The sequence below is a fragment of the Pseudomonas sp. PDNC002 genome (assembly GCF_016919445.1).
Lineage (GTDB): Bacteria > Pseudomonadota > Gammaproteobacteria > Pseudomonadales > Pseudomonadaceae > Pseudomonas.
On the sequence record NZ_CP070356.1, the window covers coordinates 6,257,453 to 6,277,980 of the forward strand.

The following is a 20,528-nucleotide window of genomic DNA, read 5'->3' on the forward strand; positions in this document are numbered from 1 at the left end:
GCGATTTCCCTTGAGCGCAGCAGCCTCCCCCAGTTCCGTCCTGGACACCCGATTTCACATTGAAACCCCGGAAGGGATCGACCTGCTGCTACGTCCCGCCGGCGTCGTTCCGCGGGCCCTCGCCTACCTGATCGATCTCGGCATCCGCGCCCTGCTGATGGTGGCGCTATTCATGCTGCTCGCCTTCCTCGGCGAACTGGGGACGGGCCTCGGACTGATCCTCACCTTCATCATGACCTGGTGGTACATGGTGCTCTTCGAAGTGCTCAACCAGGGTCGCTCGCCGGGCAAGCAGATGATGGGCCTGCGCGTGGTGCACGACGACGGCACGCCCATCGGCTGGTCCGCTTCGCTGCTGCGCAACCTGCTGCGCTTCGCCGATATTCTGCCCTTCGCCTATACCCTGGGCCTGCTCAGTTGCCTGTCCAATTCCGCGTTCAAGCGCCTGGGCGACCTCGCCGCCGGCACGCTGGTGATCTACCGCGACCCGCCGCCGAGCCGTCCCCAGGTCTCCGAAGCCACCCCGGAACTGGCGCCCTGGCCCCTCAGCCTGGAGGAACAGCGCGCCCTCATGGGCTTCGCCGAGCGCGGCACACAGCTGTCCGCCGCACGCCGCCAGGAGCTGGCCGGCATCCTCGCGCAGCCACTGGGGGTGACACCCGAGCACGCCGAGCAGCGGCTGGCCGGCATCGCCAGCGGCCTGCTGGGCAACGGGATGGGCAACGCATGAAGCAGGCCTTCTTCGAACAGCGTCACCAGAGCAACTGGAAGCGCTTCGCCAAGCGCCTGGAGCAACTGGAAAGCGGCAAGCGCCAGGAGGCCGGCGAGCGCCCCGACGAGTTCGCCGCCGACTACCGGCGGATCTGCCAGCAGCTCGCCCTCGCCCAGGAGCGCGGCTACAGCAGCCACTTGATTGACCAGTTGCAGCAACTCGCCATGCGCGGGCACCAGCAGTTCTATCGCCACCGCAGCCATCTCGGCACACGCCTGCTCGGCTTCCTGGTCGCCGGCTTCCCGCGGCTGGTTCGCGAAGAGTGGCGCTGCATCGCCGTGGCCAGCCTGCTGTTCTACGGCAGCCTGCTGTTGATGGGCCTGCTGGTCTACCACTTCCCGGACCTGGTCTACAGCATGATGGCGCCCGAGCGCGTGGCCGAAATGGAGGCCATGTACTCGCCGGACACCACGCGCCTCGGCCCGATGGGCGAACGCGACGCCGGCGATGACTGGCAGATGTTCGGCCACTACATCATGAACAACATCGGCATCGCCTTTCAGACCTTCGCCAGCGGGCTGCTTTTCTGCGTGGGCAGCCTGTTCTTCCTGCTGTTCAACGGCCTGGTGATCGGCGCGGTCGCCGGCCATCTGACCCAGGTCGGCTACATCGAGACATTCTGGTCGTTCGTCATCGGCCACGGTGCGTTCGAACTCACCGCCATCACCTTCGCCGGCGGCGCCGGTCTCAAGCTTGGCTGGGCGTTGCTCGCGCCGGGGCGGCTGAGTCGCCTCGAAGCCCTGCGCCAGGCCGCGGCACGGGCGGTACAGCTGATCGGCGGGGTGATCCTGCTGCTGCTGATCGCCGCCTTCGTCGAAGGATACTGGTCCTCCATCACACAGTTCTCGGCGAATGTGAAATACATCGTTGGCGCCGGCCTGTGGCTGCTGGTCGCCTGCTACTTCCTCTTCGCCGGACGGAAACGCCATGCGCCTGACTGACGCCAGCGTCGCCATCCGCCCGCGCAGCGCCTGGGAAGCGCTGGACCTCGGCATCCTCCTCGCACGGCGCCACGCCGGCGTGCTGATGGCCAGTTGGGCGATCGTCACCCTGCCGGTGTTCGTGCTGCTCTCGGTGCTGCTGTGGAACCACTCCAGCTGGGCGATCCTGCTGTTCTGGTGGCTCAAGCCAGTCTTCGAACGCCTGCCGCTGTACATCCTTTCCCGCGCGCTGTTCGGTGAGGCGCCAACGCTCAGGCAGGCGCTGCGGGCCTTCCCCGGCCTGCTCAAGCCACAATTGCTGGCGAGCCTGCTGTGGCGCAGGCTCAGCCCGACGCGCAGTTTCGACCTGCCCGTCATGCAGCTGGAAGGTCTCAAGGGCCAGGCCCGCAGCCAGCGCCTGGTGGTCCTGGGCCAGCGTAACGCCGGCGGCGCCACCTGGCTGACCGTCATCGGCATGCATTTCGAACTGGCGCTCTGGCTGGGCCTGACCGTCCTGATGTACCTGATGCTGCCGCAACAATGGGTGGAAGACTGGGAATGGAAGTCACTGATCAGCGCCGCGCAGAGTGACTGGGCCTGGCTTGAGCACGTGAGCAACCTGATCTACGCGTTGCTGCTGATCGTCTGGGAGCCGGTGTACGTCGCCTGCGGCTTCACCCTTTACCTGAACCGGCGCACCGAACTGGAAGCCTGGGACATCGAACTGGTGTTCCGCCGCCTGCGCCAGCGCCTGATCGGTAGCGCCTATGCCCTGCTGCTGGTGCTGGCCGGCGCCTTCGCCCTGCTGCCGAGCAATGACGCGCTCGCCGCCAGCGGCGGCGCCAGCCAGTCGTGCCCGCTGCCGGACCAGAATCCCGACGGCCCGCAAGGTGCGCGGCTGACGCAGCAAAAACTCAACAGCGAGGATTCGCGGCAGGCCGCCGAGAAGATCCTCGGCGCTCCGCCGTTCAGGAATAGCGAGAAGGTCACCGGCTGGCGGCTGGGGGACGAGAAGGAAGACAAGCAGCCCAGCAAGGACGACGAGAAACGTCTGAAGAACTTCTTCGATGCCCTGGATAACTGGAGCGTCTTCAAATCCGCCGCCCAAGGCATCGAGATCCTGCTCTGGAGCCTGCTGTTCGCCGCCATCGCCCTGCTGGTCTGGCGTTATCGTGAATGGCTGCGGCTGTTCGTCGGGCGAGTCGGCCTGCCGCAGAAGGCGAAGCGCGAAGCCCCCGCCGTGCTCTTCGGCCTGGAACTCGCACCGGAGTCCCTGCCCAGCGACGTCGCCAGCGAAGCCGAGCGCCTATGGGATGAGCAACCGCGCGCCGCCCTCGGCCTGCTCTACCGCGCCCTGCTCAGCCGCTTGCTGCACGACTTCCGCGTGCCGCTGCGCGAATCCACTACCGAAGGAGAAGTCCTGGCGCGCGTAGCCGATCTCGACGATCCGTCGCTGGACAGCTTTGCCCAGGTCCTGACCCGCCAGTGGCAGGCTCTCGCCTACGGCCATCGACCACCCCAGGAAGGCCTCAAGCAGCAGCTGTGTGGCGAATGGCGCAGCCTGTTCGGCAACGAGGTGCGGGCATGAAGCGCAGTCACATCGCCTTCCTGGCGGCGCTCACCCTGCTGGTGCTGGGTGCCCTGGGGTACTACCTGTACAAGAACCTCGAACCCTATACCGAGACCGTCGATCACGGCCCGTCGCCCGAGGCGCGCGCCAATCCCTATCTCGCCGCCGAGATGTACCTGCGCGGACGCGGTTTGCGCGTGTCCACCGCCAACGGCGTCGAAGTGCTCGACCAACTGCCCGGCGCGGGACAGACGCTGATCCTGCTCGGCAGCCGCGAAAACCTCACCCCCACCCAGACCCGCCGCCTGCTCGACTGGACCAACCGTGGCGGCCATCTGATCGTCACCGCCGAACGGCTCTGGGACAAGGACGAAGGCAAGAGCGGCGACCTGTTGCTCGACGAGCTGGGCGTGCAGCAATTCCTCACCTCCGACCTCAAGGAAGAAGAAGACGCGAAACCCGCGGACGCTGACAGCCAGGGTGATGACAGCCAGGACGACGAAGACACCGCCAAGCCGGAAGTGGAACAGCACCACCCGGACCAGGCCTCCGCAGCCGCCGACGCCACCGTCGACGAGGAAGAGCCCTACCCGAACCTCACCAAGCTCTATCTGGAGAACGAAAAGGCGCCGGCCTACATCGACTTCGATACCGACTACCACCTGTTCGACTCGAAGAACCTGGCCTACGCCTGGGCCAACAGCGGCGACGCCACCCACCTGCTGCAACTGCAACAGGGCCAGGGGTTGGTCACCGTACTGACCGACAACTGGATCTGGCAGAACGGCCAGCTCGACGCCTACGACAATGCCTGGCTGCTCTGGTACCTGACCCAGGACAGCGCCGTCACCCTGGTCTACCGTGCCGACGGCGCCAGCCTGTTCACCCTGCTGGCCCGCTATTTCCCCCAGGCCCTGGCCGCTGGCCTTCTGCTGCTGGCGCTGGTTCTGTGGCGCAATGGACTGCGCCAGGGGCCGCTGCAACCCAACCCCGATCGTAGCCGCCGACAACTGGAAGAACACCTGCGCGCCGGCGCCGACTTCATCCTCCGCCATCGCGGCCAACTTGCCCTGCTGCAAGGGCTGCAACGCGACGTGATGCGCCGGGCACGCCAACGCCAGCCCGGCTTCGACCGCCTGCCGGTCGCCGAACAATGGCAAGTCCTCGGCCGCATGACCCGCATGCCCACCAGCGCCATCAGCCAGGCCATGCGCCCTTATCCACAACAGCGCATGGCCGTTGCCGAATTCACCCGCCAGGTCGCCCACCTGCAAAGCCTCAGGAATGCCCTATGAGCGAACAGACGCCGGAACCTTCGAACACCGCCAATTCCACGCCCAACCCGGCCGCCCAGCGCCAGCGCGCCAGCCAGCTGGCCCAGGCGTTGCGCCACGAACTGCAGAAGGCCCTGATCGGCCAGCAGGCCGTGATCGATGACGTGCTCACCGCGCTGCTCGCGGGCGGCCATGTGCTCATCGAAGGCGTTCCCGGACTGGGCAAGACGTTGCTGGTACGCGCCCTCGCTCGCTGCTTCGATGGCGGCTTCGCGCGCATCCAGTTCACTCCCGACCTGATGCCCAGCGACGTCACCGGCCACGCCGTGTACGACCTGGCCACCGAACAGTTCAAGCTGCGCAAGGGTCCGGTGTTCACCCACCTGCTGCTGGCGGATGAAATCAACCGCGCACCGGCCAAGACCCAGGCGGCCCTGCTGGAAGTGATGCAGGAACGCCAGGTGACGCTCGAGGGCCGCGCCCTGCCGGTGCCGCAACCGTTCATGGTGCTGGCGACCCAGAACCCCATCGAACAGGAAGGCACCTACCCGCTGCCGGAAGCCGAGCTCGACCGCTTCATGCTCAAACTGCGCATCGACTATCCGCTGGAAGCCGAGGAGCAGACCCTGGTGCGCCAGGTCACCCGCTCCGCCCGCAGCGACATGCTCGACGTTGCGCCGATGCGCGCACTGCTCAAGGACAAGGACGTGCTGGCGCTGCAGAAGATCGCCGCCGAACTGCCCATCGACGACCAGGTACTCGACTACGCGGTGCGCATCGCTCGCACCACGCGCAACTGGCCGGGCCTGGCGCTCGGTGCCGGCCCTCGCGCGTCCATCGCGCTGGTGCGTTGCGCCCGCGCCCGCGCCCTGCTGCGCAGCGGCGACTTCGTGATCCCTGACGACGTGAAGGGCAGCGCCCTCGCCGTGCTGCGCCACCGCGTGCGACTGTCACCGGAACTGGAAATCGAAGGCCTGTCGGTGGATCAGGTGCTGCAACAGTTGCTCGACCAGGTACCGGCGCCGCGCGTATGAAGCCATCGCGCGCGCTCCTCGCGCTGCTCGGCGTCCTGCTGGCGATCTCGATTGCCCTGGGCGCGGCCGCGGCCCTGGACTCAGCCCCGGCTCTGCTCGGGCGCCTCTGGTGGGGTGCGCTGTGCGCGCTAGTCCTGCTGGCGCTGGCCGACGCGCTGTGGCTGCGGCGCATCCCCTCGCCCAGCCTGCAACGCCAGTTGAGTGGCAACCTGCCGCTCGGCCGCTGGAGCGAAGTGCGCCTGCACCTGCATCACCGCTACGCCCAACCACAACGCATCACGGTGTTCGACCACCTGCCCGCCGGCATGGAATTCGAGTACCTGCCGCAAGTCGTGGAGCTGCATCCGGGCGAACAGACTGAACTGGGCTACCGCGTGCGTCCGCTGTCGCGCGGGCATTTCGTCTTCGAACGCTGCGAGATCGAACTGTCCAGCCCGCTGCGCCTGTGGAAGGGCCGGCGCTACCTGGAGCAGCGCGACGAGACCCGTGTCTACCCCGACTTCGCGCGCATCTACGGGGCCGAGCTGATGGCTGTCGATCACTGGCTCAACCGCATCGGCGTACGCGCCGGGCAGCGTCGTGGCCTCGGCCTGGATTTCCACCAGCTGCGCGAGTTCCGCGATGGCGACACCCTGCGGCAGATCGACTGGAAGGCCACCGCGCGCAAGCGCACACCGATCGCCCGCGAGTACCAGGACGAGCGCGACCAGCAGATTCTCTTCCTGCTCGACTGCGGCCGGCGCATGCGTAGCCACGATGGCGACCTCTCGCACTTCGACCACGCGCTCAACGCCAGCCTGTTGCTGGCCTACGTCGCCCTGCGCCAGGGCGACGCGGTGGGCCTGATGACCTTCGCCGGCGAACAGCCGCGCCACCTGCCGCCGGCCAAGGGCAGCGCCCAGCTCAGCGCCCTGCTCAACAGTGTCTATGACCTGCGCAGCAGCCAGCGCCCGGCCGACTACCCCTCCGCGGTGCAAGCCGTGCTGACGCGCCAGCGCCGCCGCGCACTGGTGGTGATCGTCACCAACCTGCGCGACGAGGACGACGAGGAACTGGTAGCGGCGGTAAAACGCCTCGGACGCCAGCACCGCGTGCTGGTCGCCAGCCTGCGCGAGGAAGTGCTGGACCGCCTGCGCCAGGCGCCGGTGGAGGGTTTCGAAGAAGCGCTGGCGTACTGCGGCGCGGTGGATTACCTCAACGCCCGTGCCGGCCTCCACGAGAAACTGGCCGCCCATGGCGTGCCGGTGCTCGACACCCGCCCAAGCCAGCTGGGGCCTGAACTGATCAGCCGCTACCTGGGCTGGAAGAAGGCCGGCGCGTTGTGATCAGGAAGGCGGGGAAAAAGCTGAATGCGGCGGCGCATGGCCGGAAACGGTCATGCGCCCTACGAGGGTTGCGGCCGGGAATCCTGTCCTGCTCAACCGTACAGGTCGGTCAGCGCGTCCTGCGCTTCAGACCGACTCCACCTGCCGGCGAAAACTGAAATAACGGCGCAGCGCATCGACCAGCTCGACGTACTCCATCGGCGGCGCCGAGAGGCTGAAGCCCGAGTCGTAGTTGCCCGGATTGACGTCTTCCCGGCACCACTGGCAGGTCGCGGTGAATTCGATCAGTTGCAGCTTGCCGTCGTGACCGGGAATCTTCAGGCGCATTTCGAAGCGGCCACCCACCAGCATGGGCAACTGGCTGATCAGCAACAGTCCATCCAGCGACACGTTGCCCAGGTAGCCCATCGGTTTGTCGGTGATGCTGTTGAACACCTTCAGGTAGTAAGGCAGCTGATGGCGCTCGATATGTCGTTGATGACGCATAATGGCGTTTCGCTATGAGATATCGTCCAGTATGACGATGCTGCCCACCGGGGGCCAGTCCTAACGACAACCTTCCGCCAGCCGAGCGCTGAGCGCCTGACGAGCGGCGTCGATCTGTGCATCGCTGTAGTAAGTCCTTTCGCCTGTGTTGTCCTTCGAGAAGTAGCGACCGCCCTTGCTGATCGAATCCAGCTCGTGGCGCCATTCGCCGCATTGCTGATCCAGCTTGGCCTGCTGCTGCGCCGCGCGGCTCTGAGCGGCGGCGCTTTCATCACGGCGCGCGTCGTAGAAGCGTCGGGTGCGATCTTCCCGCTCGCGGGTCGCTGCATCGCGCTCGACGACCTGCGGTTTCACCTCGACGCGTTGCGCCCCTGGCGGTGGCGTTTCACTGAAGTGCACCTTTCCCTGGGCGTCAGTCCAGCGGTAGATATCCGCTGACGCGAGCAACGGGAAACACCAGGCGCAGAGCCACAGGGCACGCATTCGAACCTCCTCCGTAAGGTCAATCAAGAGACTAGCCAGCTATCGGCCCGGCTCAAGCTCGCCACCGACCGGCGGTCACGGAGTGGCCGGATAGGCGCGCGAATCGCCGGGCAGCCGGCCATTCAGGCGCAACGTTTCGAGCCGCGCCTTGGCCCGGTAAGCATACTCGCTGGTGGGGTAGCGGGCGATGATGAACTGGTAGGTCTGCGCGGCATCGACGTAGAACTTCTCGCGCTCCAGGCACTGCCCGCGCAGCATGGAGATTTCCGGCTGGATCCACGGCCGCGCGCGGGCCTTGCGCTCGGTTTCCGAGAGTTCCAGCTGCACGCGCTGGCAATCGCCGCTCTTGTACGCGCGGTAGGCGTTGTTCAGGTGATAGTTCATCGACCAGCTGGTGCAGCCGGTAACACTCAGCGCCAGCAGCGCGAGGAAAAGGGTTCGCATGGGCATATCCTCCGTTGGGAAGTGTATCGGCCCGTCTTGGCCGTACTGTAGCCCGCCACTAGACTCACGTGGACTTCGCCCTGGCGCAAAGGAGTTGCCATGCGTTTCGTCCATGCCCTGCCCCTCGTCATGCTGCTGCCCTGGCTCGCCGCCTGCGCTCCTACCACACCGCTGTTCGTCGCGCAGATCACCACCGGGGAGGTCGCCGAGTACAAACAACTCAAGAACAAGCGCATGACCGCCGCGGTGGAAGAGGAAGGCGACCTGCTGACCTACAGCGCCCAGGCCATCCGTGACGGCAAGAGCAGCGATGCCGAGAAGCTCTACCTCACCGGCTACGACAACACCCGCTACGGTCCGGAAGTGCGCGCCATCGCGCTGTACCAGATCGGCCTGATCTACATGAGCCGCTACAACGACCAGCGCGACGACCAGAAGGCGATGGACTACTTCCAGCGCATCGACCGCGAATTCCCCGGCACCAAGGCCGCCGAACATGCCGATGCCCGCGAGCTGATCATCCGCCAGCGCGCCAAGGAGCCGGTACAGAAGACCGCGAAACAGCTGCTCGCCGACTGGCAGCCGCAGTACAACCTGGACCTGAACAAGCCGACCCTCGATCCGGACATGACCCTGCTGTCGCGCCGCGCCGTGCTCAAGGATCGTGTCGACGAGGCCGCGCAGCTGTACCTGCTGGGCGCCAACGACCCGGCCATTCCACCGGATATCCGCGAGAAGGCGCTGTACCAGCTGGGCCTGATGTACATGGCGCAGGACAATCCGCATCCCGACCGCGAAAAGGCCATCGCCTACCTGCGCCGCCAGCTCGCCGAGTTCCCCAATGGCGAACTGGCCGACAAGGGTGCGCGCCACCTCGACCGCGCGCTGAACCAGACCTCGCCGCGCAGCTGAGCCGCGTTCTCGCGCCTGCCGCTGACCCAAGTCAAGCGGCAGTGTCTACGCTTGCTCTGCAATGAGCGCAGACCGCGCGAGGACTCCGCCATGAACCTGCAGCACCTGCTCGTCGTCATCGACCCCACCCGCGAGGACCAGCCCGCCCTCACCCGCGCCCGCTGGATCGCCCAGCGCTGCGGCGCGCGCCTGGAACTGCTGGCCTGCGAATTCAACCCGGCGCTGGACAACGCGCTGCTGCTGGACCGCAACGACCTGGACGGCGCCCAGCGCAACCTGCTGGACGAACGCCTGGCCTGGTTGCAGAAACTCGCCGCACCGCTGCAGGAGGCCGGCCTCGACGTGCACTGCGAAGTGCGCTGGGGCAAGCCGCTGCACCGCCAGGTTGTCCTGCACTGCGAGCAATCCCAGCCGGACCTGGTACTCAAGTCCGCCCACCACCACAACCTGCTCCGGCGCTTATTCCTCACCAACAATGACTGGCAGCTGATTCGCCATTGCCCGCAACCGCTGTGGCTGGTGCAGCACCGCGAATGGGCGGGGAACACACTGTGCGCGGCGCTGGACCCGCTGCATGCCGGTGACGCCACAGCGACGCTGGATAACCGGCTGATCGTCGTCGCCCGCGAACTGGAGCAGCGCCTGCAGCTGGAAGCGCGCTACCTGCACGCCTGGATGGCGCTGCCGCACACCCTGGCGTTCAACGCCGAATTGCTGGCCGATTACGACGACTACGTACTGCGCACCGAGGCGCATCACCGCGATGCCTTCCACGCCCTGCTGGCGCGCTACCCGCAAATCGCCCCGGAACGCGCCAGCCTGGGCCAGGGCTTCGCCGAGGAAGTGATCCCTTCCTATGTAAAGGAACACGACATCGACCTGCTGCTGATGGGCGCCGTCGCTCGCGGCCAGATCGACAACGCGCTGATCGGCCAGACGGCTGAGCGCGTGTTCGAGGAAATCGAATGCGACCTGCTGGTGATCAGACCGGCCACCTGAAAGAGTCACCTGAAAGAGAGTAAGATGGCGCCCTGGCTGCCCCGGCCCCAGTCTCGAGGCAGCCTGACCGCTGCTTTCCCCTAGGAGTCCCGCATGTCCCTTCGCCGCACCAAGATCGTCGCCACCCTCGGCCCAGCCAGCAACTCTCCCGAAGTCCTGGAACAGCTGATCCTCGCCGGGATCGACGTCGCCCGCCTCAACTTCTCCCACGGAACTCCCGACGAACACCGCGCCCGCGCCCAACTGGTGCGCGACATCGCCGCCAAGCACGGCCGCTTCGTCGCGCTGCTGGGCGACCTGCAGGGCCCGAAGATCCGCATCGCCAAGTTCGCCAACAAGCGCATCGAGCTGGCGGTCGGCGACACCTTCCGCTTCTCCACCAGCCACCCGCGCACCGAAGGCAACCAGCAAGTCGTGGGCATCGACTACCCGGACCTGGTCAAGGACTGCGGCATCGGCGACGAACTGCTGCTGGACGACGGCCGCGTGGTCATGGTGGTGAAGGAAGTGAAAGCAGACGAACTGGTCTGCGAAGTCCTGATCGGCGGTCCGCTGTCCGACCACAAGGGCATCAACCGTCGCGGCGGCGGCCTCACCGCCCCGGCCCTGACCGAGAAGGACAAGGCCGACATCAAGCTGGCCGCGAGCATGGACCTGGACTACGTCGCCGTGTCCTTCCCGCGTGACGCCAAGGACATGGAATACGCCCGCAGCCTGCTCACCGAAGCCGGCGGCACCGCCTGGCTGGTGGCTAAGATCGAGCGCGCTGAAGCCGTGGCCGATGACGAAGCCCTGGACGGCCTGATCCGCGCCAGCGACGCCGTGATGGTTGCCCGTGGCGACCTCGGCGTGGAAATCGGCGATGCCGAGCTGGTGGGTATCCAGAAGAAAATCATTCTGCACGCGCGCCGCTACAACAAGGCCGTGATCACCGCGACCCAGATGATGGAGTCGATGATCCACAACCCGATGCCGACCCGCGCGGAAGTCTCCGACGTGGCCAACGCCGTGCTCGACTACACCGACGCCGTGATGCTCTCCGCCGAATCCGCCGCCGGCGAATACCCGGTGGAAGCGGTCAAGGCCATGGCGCGCATCTGCGCCGGCGCCGAGAAGCACCCGACCACCAAGAAGTCCAGCCACCGCATCGGCCAGACCTTCGAGCGCTGCGACGAAAGCATCGCCCTGGCGGCCATGTACACCGCCAACCACTTCCCGGGCATCAAGGCGATCATCTGCCTGACCGAAAGCGGCTACACCCCGCTGATCATGTCGCGCATCCGCTCCTCGGTACCGATCTTCGCCTACTCCCCGCACCGCGAAACCCAGGCCCGCGTGGCGCTGTTCCGTGGCGTGGAGACCATCCCCTTCGACCCGGCCGCCCTGCCGCCGGAGCGCGTCAGCCAGGAAGCCGTCGACGCGCTGCTACAGCGTGGCGTGGTGACCAAGGGTGACTGGGTGATCCTGACCAAGGGCGACAGCTACACCGCCCAGGGTGGCACCAACACCATGAAGGTGCTGCACGTGGGTGATCTGCTGGTCTGATCCTGCGTTCGGAACAAAAAAGGCCGCCCTCGGGGCGGCCTTTTCATATCCGTTGCAAGAACCTGCAAAGAGAAGAAGCTCGTGCTGCTCAATTCCTGCTCAATACCCGCCAAGGCCTATGGCGCCTGGCTTGCAGCGGTTGCATCAGAGCTTATCCACAACGCCTTCCACATCTACTGTGGGCAACCTGCACGACATCGCTCAAATACCGCTCAATCCCCAGCAGGCCACACGCGGCGTGGGTTCTGCGGGTTGCCCCAGAGCTTATCCACAGCACGCTCCACAGATTGTGTGGGCAAACTTTCTCGGCGATGCAGACCTATCGCGGACATAGCCCGCCCCGACGCAAGGCGTGAGGTTTGTGTAGGAGCGGACCGTGTCCGCGATGTCTTATCGGTCGCTCTGTTGTTGGCCTTGGCGTGTGGATCAACCAATCGCGGACACGGTCCGCTCCTACGCCACCGGGGGGATCCGGTTGGTGTTCCCTGTAGGGCGTGCAACCGTTCGCGGTTGTACGCCGACAGGCAGCGCTTACAGGAACTTCGAGAAATCCGGCTGGCGGCGCTGGGTAAAGGCGCTCAGTGCTTCGTGGGCTTCCGGCGAATGCAGGCGCTGGACGAAGTGCTGGCCTTCCTCCGCTACCACGCGACGCAGCTCCTCGATGAAGGGCGCCTTGAGCAGGCGCTTGCTCAGCGCCACCGCCGCCGGCGGCAGCTGCTGGAAGGCCTGGCAGACCTCACGCGCACGCTCCAGGGCGGCAGCGCCATCATCCAGCGCTTCGTTGGCGATGCCGTAAGCCACCGCCTGCTCGCCGGTGAATCCCTCGCCGCGCAGCAACAGGCTGGAAGCCTTCACCGGACCGACCAGGCGCGGCACCAGGAAACTGGAACCGAATTCCGGGCACAGGCCCAGGTTGACGAAAGGCATCTTCAGCTTGGCGCCCTTGGCGATGAATACCTGGTCGCAATGCAGCAGCAGCGTGGTGCCGATACCCACGGCCGGGCCTGCAACGGCTGCGACTACGGGCTTGGTGAACTCCATCAGCGCGCGCATGAAGCGGAATACCGCGCTGTCCGGACCGCTCGGTGGTTCCTGGAGGAAATCGACGATGTCGTTGCCGCTGGTGAAGCACTCGGCGTTGCCGGTGATCAGCACCACGCGCACCGAACGATCCTCCTGCGCCGCTTCCAGGGCATCGGCCAGCCCCGCATACATGGTGCGGGTCAGCGCGTTCATCTTGTCCGGGCGGTTCAGGCGCAGGGTCAGCAGGCCCTCTTCGCGCTCGATGAGAATCTGTTCGCTCATGGCAATTCCTTGTTCTTATTGAAGTGAGAGGACCGTTTCAGAGCCTGTTCAACACCTCGCGAGCTAGAGCAGAACAAGGCAGAAGCAGGCTGAAAAAGCGGAGTTTACATCCTGTAAATGAGCATATTTCAGCCTGTTTCCAACGCAGTTATGCCGACGCGCAGCAGGTGTTGACCTGGCTCTCAGGCGTGGGGCAGATACAGGTCGGCCAGCGTCTGGCCCCGCGGCACGCCGCAGAGGTAGAGGCGGCGGGCGAAGGCATCGACGCTGGCGGGATGGCCGCAGAGTAAGGCGAGGGTTCGTCGCGAGACAAGCCGGAGTTGCGCCAAAACCTCGGCCGACTCGGCCGTGGTCATCAGCGTGACGTCCAGCTCCGGATGGCTGGCAGCCAGGGATTGCAGGGGTTCGGCAAGATAATGCCCGGCGTGGTCATGGGCCTGGTGAATGACGCGGATCGGCCCGCAGTGATGCTGCCGCAGCGCCTCGCGCAGCACGCCCCAGAGTGGCGCCAAGCCGGTGCCGGAGGCCATCAGCAGCAAGGGCCGCTCGTGCCATTCAGGGTCATAGTGCAGCGCACCGCCGCGCAGTTCACCCAGGCGCAGGCTGTCGCCGGCTTTCAATCCACGGGCGAAATCGCTGAACGCGCCGGGCTGCCGGCAATCGATGTGGAACTCCAGCCAGGGATCGAGCCCCGGCACGCTGGCCAGGGAATACGGCCGGGCCACGCCCTCGGTGCTCCAGAGGATCAGGTGCTGCCCGGCGCTGTAGCGCAGCGGACGCTGGGGGATCAGGCGCAGGCGCAGGACATCCGGCGCCGGCCAGTCCAGCTCGGCGACGCTGGCGGGCAGGCCGTCGCGCTGTGGGTCGAAGGTTTCCACCACCAGGTCTTCGATCACCTGGCACTGGCAGGAGAGGCGCCAGCCTTCGGCGCGCCGCCCGACATCCAGGGCATCGGGCAATGCGTCGCGAACTTCGCCGTGGGTGCAGCGCACCAGGCAGGCGTGGCAGCTGCCGGCGCGGCAGCTGTAGGGCACGGTGATACCGGCCCCGCGCAGGGCATCGAGCAGGTTGACTCCGGGGCTAACCGAAAAGCTTTGCGTTCCGGCCCGTATCTCAGGCACGCGTCCACTCCCATGCGGCATCGCAGCGGTTACGCCCGCTGCGTTTCGCACGGTAGAGCGCCTGGTCGGCCCGTTGCAAGGCCTCGTCGAGATCGTCATTGGCGTCGAGCAGGGTCATTCCCGCCGACAGGCTGAGCACTTCGATGTTCACGCCCACCGGCTCCGCCGCCGAGTACGCCATTCGCAGGCGTTCGCAGCAGGTGGTCAGACGGTCGGCATCGGCATTGGGCAGCAGCAGGACGAATTCCTCGCCGCCGTAGCGCGCCAGTACGTCGCCCTCGCGCAGGCAAGCCCGCGCCACGGCGGCGAAGGTCTGTAGCACACGGTCGCCGGCGGCGTGGCCGTGGACGTCGTTGATACGCTTGAAGTGATCCAGGTCGATCAGCGCCAGGCCGTGGCGTTGGCCCTCGCGCATTTCCTCCAGCGCGCGGCCGGCCAGGCGCAGGAAGTGGCGGCGGTTGAACAGGCCGGTGAGCTCGTCGGTGGCCACCAGGTCTTCGAGCTGGCGCATCATGCCGCGCAGGGTGTCCTGGTGCGCCTGCAATGCGTAGCGGCGCTGACGCATGCGCTGGCGCAGCGACTGCACATAGCCGGCGAACAGGCTCAGCCAGGTCAGCACGATGAACAGCACCAGCAGTTGCAGCACGGCCTGGGCGGGCAGTTGCAGTCGTTGCTGGAAGGCTTCGTGGAGGTTCAGGCCGGCGAAGGCGATGAAGGCCAGTGCGGCGCAACGGGCGAATACCCTGGGCTGCAACTGGAACACGCCGAACAGCAGGATCAGCACGTAGAGCACCATCAAGGTGCCGCGCGCGGTATCGACGTTGGCCAGGAACAGGGTGTGCCAGACCACGGCCACCAGCACCTGCGGCTCGGTCATGCTCGGGTCGGTGAAGCGCTGGTTGCGGCCGGTGAGGAACAGCCAGGCGAACACCAGCTGGCTGCCGGCGACCAGCAGTGTGCAGGCCAGGGCAAAGCTGACGGGCGCGCGGTAGAACTCGCCGAACACGGCCAACCACAGCAGCAGAAGCGCCAGGGCATAGGTCCCGAGGGCCATGCCGAATCGCCTGATGAGTAGTTTTTGTAAGGCGTGCTGCTTCAGAGGTGGTTTCAGCGTGCTCATGGGGCTCCGTCCCGTAATGGCACCTGGCCTTCACTCTACTATCAAAGCGCCCCAGTGCCTAGTCGATCGGAATGTGGGCGACCGGAGGGCTCCTTATAAAGAGCGGGGGCCATCTGGGACCAAGGTCGGATCGCTGGCGGGTGCGCGGCGAGCGGCCGCAGCGGTATACTACGGCGCCTTTTTTCGCCGCAGCCGTGTCGGCGAATTCCCGATGTAACAGGCCCTATGCCTGTACTACCCGCCTGAAGAGGACCGTGCTCCATGGCCGTGATCAAGCAAGACGACCTGATCCAGAGCGTCGCCGATGCCCTGCAGTTCATCTCCTACTACCACCCGGTTGATTTCATCCAGGCCATGCATGAGGCCTACCTGCGCGAAGAATCGCCGGCCGCCCGGGACTCGATGGCGCAGATCCTGATCAACTCGCGCATGTGCGCCACCGGTCACCGCCCGATCTGCCAGGACACCGGTATCGTCACCGTGTTCGTCCGCGTCGGCATGGACGTGAGCTGGGCCGGCGCCACCATGAGCGTCGACGACATGATCAACGAAGGCGTGCGTCGCGCCTACAACCTGCCGGAGAACGTCCTGCGCGCCTCCATCCTGGCCGACCCGGCCGGCGCGCGTAAGAACACCAAGGACAACACCCCGGCGGTGATCCACTACTCCATCGTCCCGGGCAACACCGTGGAAGTGGACGTCGCGGCCAAGGGCGGCGGCTCCGAGAACAAGTCGAAGATGGCCATGCTCAACCCGTCCGACTCCATCGTCGACTGGGTGCTGAAGACCGTTCCGACCATGGGCGCCGGCTGGTGCCCGCCGGGCATGCTCGGCATCGGCATCGGCGGTACCGCCGAGAAGGCCGCGGTGATGGCGAAGGAAGTCCTGATGGACGAGATCGACATCCACGAGCTGAAGGCCCGCGGCCCGCAGAACAAGATCGAGGAAATGCGCCTCGAACTGTTCGAGAAGGTCAACCAACTGGGCATCGGTGCCCAGGGCCTGGGCGGCCTGACCACCGTGCTCGACGTGAAGATCATGGACTACCCGACCCACGCCGCCTCGCTGCCGGTCTGCATGATCCCCAACTGTGCCGCCACCCGCCACGCGCACTTCGTGCTCGACGGCTCCGGCCCGGCCGAACTGGAAGCGCCGTCGCTGGACGCCTACCCGGAAATCGTCTGGGAAGCCGGCCCGTCCGCGCGCCGCGTCAACCTCGACAGCATCACCCCGGAAGAAGTGCAGAGCTGGAAGCCGGGCGAGACCATCCTGCTCAACGGCAAGATGCTCACCGGCCGCGACGCTGCGCACAAGCGCATGGTCGACATGCTGAACAAGGGCGAAGAGCTGCCGGTGGACCTGAAAGGCCGCTTCATCTACTACGTCGGCCCGGTTGATCCGGTCGGTGACGAAGTGGTTGGCCCGGCTGGCCCGACCACCGCGACCCGCATGGACAAGTTCACCCGCCAGATCCTCGAGCAAACCGGCCTGCTGGGCATGATCGGCAAGTCCGAGCGCGGCCCCATCGCCATCGAAGCGATCAAGGACAACAAGGCCGTCTACCTGATGGCCGTGGGCGGCGCCGCCTACCTGGTCGCCCAGGCGATCAAGAAGTCCAAGGTCCTGGCCTTCGCCGAACTGGGCATGGAAGCGATCTACGAGTTCGACGTGAAGGACATGCCAGTGACTGTCGCGGTCGACACCAATGGCGAGTCGGTGCACATCACCGGCCCGGCCATCTGGCAGAAGAAGATCGCCGAGAACCTGGCGGTGGAAGTGCAGTAATCACTGCATGACCGCACCATGAAAAAGCCCGGCCATGTGCCGGGCTTTTTCATGCGCGCGGAAAATTCAGAGCGCCGCTTCCAGCGCCGACTGGATCGCCTTGGCGCGGGCCTCGATGTCGGTGCTGTTGGAGTACGGCTTGAAGTTCAGGGCGAGCGTGCCGCCCTTGAACTCGATACCGGCGGCGTAATCGCTGGCGGGGGCCGATGCCTCGTCATAGCGCACGGTTATCTTCTTCAGTTTTTCCTTCAGTGCCTGCTTGCCCATGTCGTCGGCGGCGACGGAAGCCAGCGCCTGCTTCAGCGGAACGAAGTAAACATTGGTCCAGAAGTCATCACTGGCGTAGGCATCCGCCTGGTCCGGCAGCGCGATGCTGTTCCAGTTCACCTCGACCGGCACGGCGAAGCCGGCGGCGGCCTGGATCTCCTTCAACTGGCTGGCGTAGATGCCCTGCTCATAGGCGGTGATGGCGCGGCGCTCGGCCAGCGACGGGTCGGCCAACGCGACGCCGCTGACGGCACAGGCCAGCAGGCCGGCAACGACGGAGCGCGCGAGCAGGGAGCGCAGGGAAGGTGTGTACATGGGAAACTCCTGGAGAACCACGGTATGTGCCTTGGGCACGACTGCCCGCAGTCTAGAAAGACCCGCTGGCAATGGTTGACGGAGTTTTCCCGTAAACGCGTAGGCGAGGACTGAGTCAGGGCACTGTGTGCGGTACCCGGCTCAGTTCCACGACGTTGTCGCGGCGCTGGGCCAGGAAGCGCGTGCAGCTCACCCGCAGGAAGGAAGCGAAGTTCACCACCTCCCCGCGGTAGTCCATCACCTCGTCGTAGAGCTTGGTGATCAGCTGGTTGGTGGTCATGCCGTCCACTTCGGCGATCTCGCGCAGGATGTCCCAGAACTGGTTCTCCAGGCGCAGCGTGGTGACCACGCCACGGATGCGCAGCGAGCGGGAGCGCGACTCATAGAGAATCGGGTCGGCCTTTACATAGAGTTCGCACATGGACGGCTTCTCCAGCTTCGATGAGGGGCCAGTTTACAGGCTGATCTTGGTGCCCAGCACGTCGAGGAACTTCGCCAGCCAGGCTGGGTGCGCCGGCCAGGCCGGAGCGGTGACCAGGTTGCCATCGACATGGGCGGCATCCACCGGGATGTCCACATACTCGCCACCAGCCAGCGTCACTTCCGGACCGCAAGCCGGGTAGGCGCTGCATGCGCGGCCCTTGAGCACGCCGGCAGCGGCCAGCAGCTGGGCGCCGTGGCAGACGGCGGCGATGGGCTTCTTCGCAGCGTCGAAGGCTTTCACCAGCTCGATCACCTTGGCGTTCAGGCGCAGGTATTCCGGGGCACGTCCGCCGGGGATCAGCAGCGCGTCGTAGTCTTCGGCGCGCACATCGGCGAAGGTGGCGTTCAGCGCGAAGTTGTGACCGGGCTTCTCGCTGTAGGTCTGGTCGCCCTCGAAATCGTGGATCGCGGTGCGGATGCTCTGGCCGGCCTTCTTGTCCGGACAGACGGCATGGACGGTGTGCCCGACCATCAACAATGCCTGGAACGGCACCATGGTTTCGTAATCTTCGGCGTAATCGCCGACCAGCATCAGGATCTTCTTCGCGGCCATCTGGGGCATCCTCCCGGCAGGGCCCGACCGTGGCGGCCGGGCATGCGGGAGAGCTTAGACAGTCGCGCTGGTGGCGGGGTAATACGCCGCTACTACACCGCCGCGCGCTGGGCAGGCCGGGAAGCGGGGCGCTGCTCGGCGACCTGGCGGGCGTCTTCGAGGATCAGGTCGGCGCCCTTCTCCGCCACCATCATCACCGCCGCGTTGGTATTGCCGGAGGTGACGTTGGGGAAGATCGACGCATCGACCACGCGCAGGCCGGCAATGCCGTGCACGCGCAGGCGGTTGTCCACCACGGAAGTCTGCGGATCGCTGCCCATGGCGCAGCTGCCGCACAGGTGGTAGATCGAGCCGCAGTTCTCGCGGAAGTACTGCAGCATCTGCTCATCGGACTGGGTTGCCGGGCCCGGCAGCACCTCTTCGACGGTGATCTTCTTCAGCGCCGGGGCGTTCATGATCTTGCGGATCAGGTGGCTGCCCTGGATCGCTTCGTCGATGTCCTTCTGGGTGCTCAGGTAGTTCGGGTCGATCAGCGCGGCATCGGCCGGGTTCTTCGAGGCGATGCGGATTTCGCCACGGCTGGTCGGCCGGCACGGGTTGAAGCAGAGCAGGAAGCCGGAGTACGGCTCGGGTTTCAGGCTCGCCTTGTTGCTCTTCGGGATCTGGTACGAGAGCGGGTTGAAGTAGAGCTGCAGGTTCGGATGCTCCAGCGCGTCATCGCTGCGGAAGAAGCCGCCGCTCTGGTTCACGCTCATCGACAGCGGGCCCTTGCGGGTCAGCAGGTACTCCAGGCCCAGCTTGGCCTGGCCGAACAGCGAGCCGAAGTCGTCGTTCAGGGTGCGGATGTTGGCCTTGTAGTAGTAGCTGACGCAGAGGTGGTCCTGCAGGTTCTTGCCCACCGCCGGCAGCTGATGGACCTGCGGAATCTTGTGCTGGTCGAGCAACTCACGATCAGCGACACCGGAGAGTTGCAGCAGCTTGGGCGAATCCACCGCGCCGGCGGCGAGGATGACTTCGCGCCTGGCGTGGAACTCACGCTGCACGCCGCTCTGCTGCACGCTCACGCCGATAGCGCGCTTGTTCTCGTCGAACAGCACGCGCTCCACCAGCGCATTGCGTTCGATGGTCAGGTTGGCGCGGTTCTGCGCCGGGTGCAGGTAGGCGAAGCTGCTGGAGCAGCGCTGACCATTTTTCGTGTTGACGTCGTAGAGGCCGGCGCCTTCGAAGTCCTTGCCGTTGAAGTCGTCGCTCAGCGGGTAGCCCAGTTCCTGGCAGCCTTCGAGGAAGCTGTCGCAGATCGGGTGGGTGTGGCCCTTCATCGGCGTGATGCGGATCGGTCCGTTGGCGCCGTGGTACTCGGTGTTGCCCAGCGGGTGCGATTCCAGCTTGCGGAAGTACGGCAGCACGTCCTTGAACGACCAGCCGTCGTTGCCACCCGCCGCCCAGTCGTCGAAGTCATGGGCCTGGCCACGCACGTAGATCATCGCGTTGATCGACCCGGAACCACCCTGGACCTTGCCGCGCGGCGCGTAGAGCTGGCGATTGGCGAGCTGCTTCTGCGGCTGGCTGTAGTACATCCAGTTGAAGGTCGGGTTGTAGTAGAGCTTGGCGAAGCCCACTGGGATCTTGAACCAGTGCGAGCTGTCCTTGCCGCCAGCCTCCAGCAGCAGGACGCTGTGTTCGCCCGATTCGCTCAGGCGGGCGGCGAGGATGCAGCCGGCGGAACCGGCGCCGACGATGATGTAGTCGTATTTCATGGAATGCGTACCGCGAGTTTGGGTAAAACCCCGCCCAGCCCTCTTGAGCTGGACGGGT

At 65.8% G+C, this 20,528-nt stretch carries 20 protein-coding genes; 10 read left to right on the forward strand and 10 right to left on the reverse strand.

All coding sequences use genetic code 11. From position 1 onward, the window contains the following. Window positions 1-58 precede the first annotated feature (58 nt). Genes JVX91_RS28345 through JVX91_RS28370 form a run of 6 tightly spaced genes read left to right on the forward strand, consistent with a single transcriptional unit; the run spans window position 59 to window position 6,895 of the window. The gene (locus JVX91_RS28345) at window positions 59-730 is read left to right on the forward strand and encodes an RDD family protein (RefSeq protein WP_205340126.1); all 672 of its coding nucleotides are present in this window, start codon (window positions 59-61) and stop codon (window positions 728-730) included. Further along, a complete protein-coding gene (locus JVX91_RS28350; protein ID WP_205337336.1) occupies window positions 727-1,713 on the forward strand; it encodes a stage II sporulation protein M in 987 nt (328 codons plus the stop codon). Before JVX91_RS28345 ends, JVX91_RS28350 begins: the two co-directional genes overlap by 4 nt. Beyond that, window positions 1,700-3,280 (forward strand): DUF4129 domain-containing protein, encoded by a 1,581-nt coding sequence (locus tag JVX91_RS28355; protein ID WP_205337337.1) that lies wholly within the window; start codon window positions 1,700-1,702, stop codon window positions 3,278-3,280. Before JVX91_RS28350 ends, JVX91_RS28355 begins: the two co-directional genes overlap by 14 nt. Further along, window positions 3,277-4,557 carry a DUF4350 domain-containing protein gene (locus JVX91_RS28360; protein ID WP_205337338.1) on the forward strand — a complete coding sequence of 427 codons (1,281 nt, stop codon included), beginning with the start codon at window positions 3,277-3,279 and terminating at the stop codon, window positions 4,555-4,557. Before JVX91_RS28355 ends, JVX91_RS28360 begins: the two co-directional genes overlap by 4 nt. Beyond that, window positions 4,554-5,570 (forward strand): MoxR family ATPase, encoded by a 1,017-nt coding sequence (locus JVX91_RS28365; protein ID WP_205337339.1) that lies wholly within the window; start codon window positions 4,554-4,556, stop codon window positions 5,568-5,570. Before JVX91_RS28360 ends, JVX91_RS28365 begins: the two co-directional genes overlap by 4 nt. Continuing rightward, window positions 5,567-6,895: a DUF58 domain-containing protein gene (locus tag JVX91_RS28370; RefSeq protein WP_205337340.1), complete on the forward strand. Its 1,329-nt coding sequence runs from the start codon at window positions 5,567-5,569 to the stop codon at window positions 6,893-6,895. Before JVX91_RS28365 ends, JVX91_RS28370 begins: the two co-directional genes overlap by 4 nt. A gap of 126 nt (window positions 6,896-7,021) precedes the next feature. On the opposite strand, the gene JVX91_RS28375 is transcribed toward JVX91_RS28370, so the two are convergent. The 3 genes from JVX91_RS28375 to JVX91_RS28385 all read right to left on the reverse strand — a co-directional run bounded on the left by JVX91_RS28375 (window position 7,022) and on the right by JVX91_RS28385 (window position 8,308). Beyond that, window positions 7,022-7,381, reverse strand: coding sequence for a PilZ domain-containing protein (locus tag JVX91_RS28375; RefSeq protein WP_205337341.1), 360 nt, complete (start codon window positions 7,379-7,381; stop codon window positions 7,022-7,024). A gap of 60 nt (window positions 7,382-7,441) precedes the next feature. Beyond that, window positions 7,442-7,864, reverse strand: coding sequence for a DUF4124 domain-containing protein (locus tag JVX91_RS28380; protein ID WP_205337342.1), 423 nt, complete (start codon window positions 7,862-7,864; stop codon window positions 7,442-7,444). A gap of 75 nt (window positions 7,865-7,939) precedes the next feature. Further along, entirely contained in the window at window positions 7,940-8,308 is a 369-nt protein-coding gene (locus JVX91_RS28385) for a hypothetical protein (protein ID WP_205337343.1), read from the reverse strand. 99 nt (window positions 8,309-8,407) lie between these two features. On the opposite strand from JVX91_RS28385, the gene JVX91_RS28390 reads away from it, so the two are divergent. The 3 genes from JVX91_RS28390 to pyk all read left to right on the forward strand — a co-directional run bounded on the left by JVX91_RS28390 (window position 8,408) and on the right by pyk (window position 11,764). Next, entirely contained in the window at window positions 8,408-9,220 is an 813-nt protein-coding gene (locus tag JVX91_RS28390; RefSeq protein WP_205337344.1) for a tetratricopeptide repeat protein, read from the forward strand. Window positions 9,221-9,310: 90 nt separating this feature from the next. Next, window positions 9,311-10,219, forward strand: coding sequence for a universal stress protein (locus JVX91_RS28395; RefSeq protein ID WP_205337345.1), 909 nt, complete (start codon window positions 9,311-9,313; stop codon window positions 10,217-10,219). A gap of 93 nt (window positions 10,220-10,312) precedes the next feature. After that, a complete protein-coding gene (gene pyk / locus JVX91_RS28400) occupies window positions 10,313-11,764 on the forward strand; it encodes a pyruvate kinase (protein WP_205337346.1) in 1,452 nt (483 codons plus the stop codon). Window positions 11,765-12,295: 531 nt separating this feature from the next. On the opposite strand, the gene JVX91_RS28405 is transcribed toward pyk, so the two are convergent. From JVX91_RS28405 to JVX91_RS28415, 3 genes are all read right to left on the reverse strand, one after another. Next, window positions 12,296-13,069, reverse strand: a complete 774-nt coding sequence (locus JVX91_RS28405; RefSeq protein WP_205337347.1) for an enoyl-CoA hydratase-related protein — start codon at window positions 13,067-13,069, stop codon at window positions 12,296-12,298. A 182-nt stretch (window positions 13,070-13,251) separates the two neighbouring features. Then, on the reverse strand, window positions 13,252-14,190 hold the full coding sequence (locus tag JVX91_RS28410) for an iron-sulfur-binding ferredoxin reductase (RefSeq protein ID WP_205337348.1): 939 nt from the start codon (window positions 14,188-14,190) through the stop codon (window positions 13,252-13,254). Further along, on the reverse strand, window positions 14,183-15,310 hold the full coding sequence (locus JVX91_RS28415; protein WP_205337349.1) for a GGDEF domain-containing protein: 1,128 nt from the start codon (window positions 15,308-15,310) through the stop codon (window positions 14,183-14,185). Before JVX91_RS28415 ends, JVX91_RS28410 begins: the two co-directional genes overlap by 8 nt. A gap of 261 nt (window positions 15,311-15,571) precedes the next feature. On the opposite strand from JVX91_RS28415, the gene JVX91_RS28420 reads away from it, so the two are divergent. After that, on the forward strand, window positions 15,572-17,095 hold the full coding sequence (locus JVX91_RS28420; RefSeq protein ID WP_205337350.1) for a fumarate hydratase: 1,524 nt from the start codon (window positions 15,572-15,574) through the stop codon (window positions 17,093-17,095). A 66-nt stretch (window positions 17,096-17,161) separates the two neighbouring features. Here the strand turns inward: JVX91_RS28420 and JVX91_RS28425 are convergent, their stop codons facing one another. The 4 genes from JVX91_RS28425 to JVX91_RS28440 all read right to left on the reverse strand — a co-directional run bounded on the left by JVX91_RS28425 (window position 17,162) and on the right by JVX91_RS28440 (window position 20,470). After that, window positions 17,162-17,677 (reverse strand): hypothetical protein, encoded by a 516-nt coding sequence (locus tag JVX91_RS28425; protein WP_205337351.1) that lies wholly within the window; start codon window positions 17,675-17,677, stop codon window positions 17,162-17,164. Between the two features lie 115 nt (window positions 17,678-17,792). Continuing rightward, the gene (locus JVX91_RS28430; RefSeq protein ID WP_205337352.1) at window positions 17,793-18,098 is read right to left on the reverse strand and encodes a ribbon-helix-helix domain-containing protein; all 306 of its coding nucleotides are present in this window, start codon (window positions 18,096-18,098) and stop codon (window positions 17,793-17,795) included. Window positions 18,099-18,131: 33 nt separating this feature from the next. Next, window positions 18,132-18,713 (reverse strand): DJ-1/PfpI family protein, encoded by a 582-nt coding sequence (locus JVX91_RS28435; protein WP_205337353.1) that lies wholly within the window; start codon window positions 18,711-18,713, stop codon window positions 18,132-18,134. A gap of 92 nt (window positions 18,714-18,805) precedes the next feature. Beyond that, a complete protein-coding gene (locus tag JVX91_RS28440; RefSeq protein ID WP_205337354.1) occupies window positions 18,806-20,470 on the reverse strand; it encodes a GMC family oxidoreductase N-terminal domain-containing protein in 1,665 nt (554 codons plus the stop codon). Window positions 20,471-20,528 lie beyond the last annotated feature (58 nt).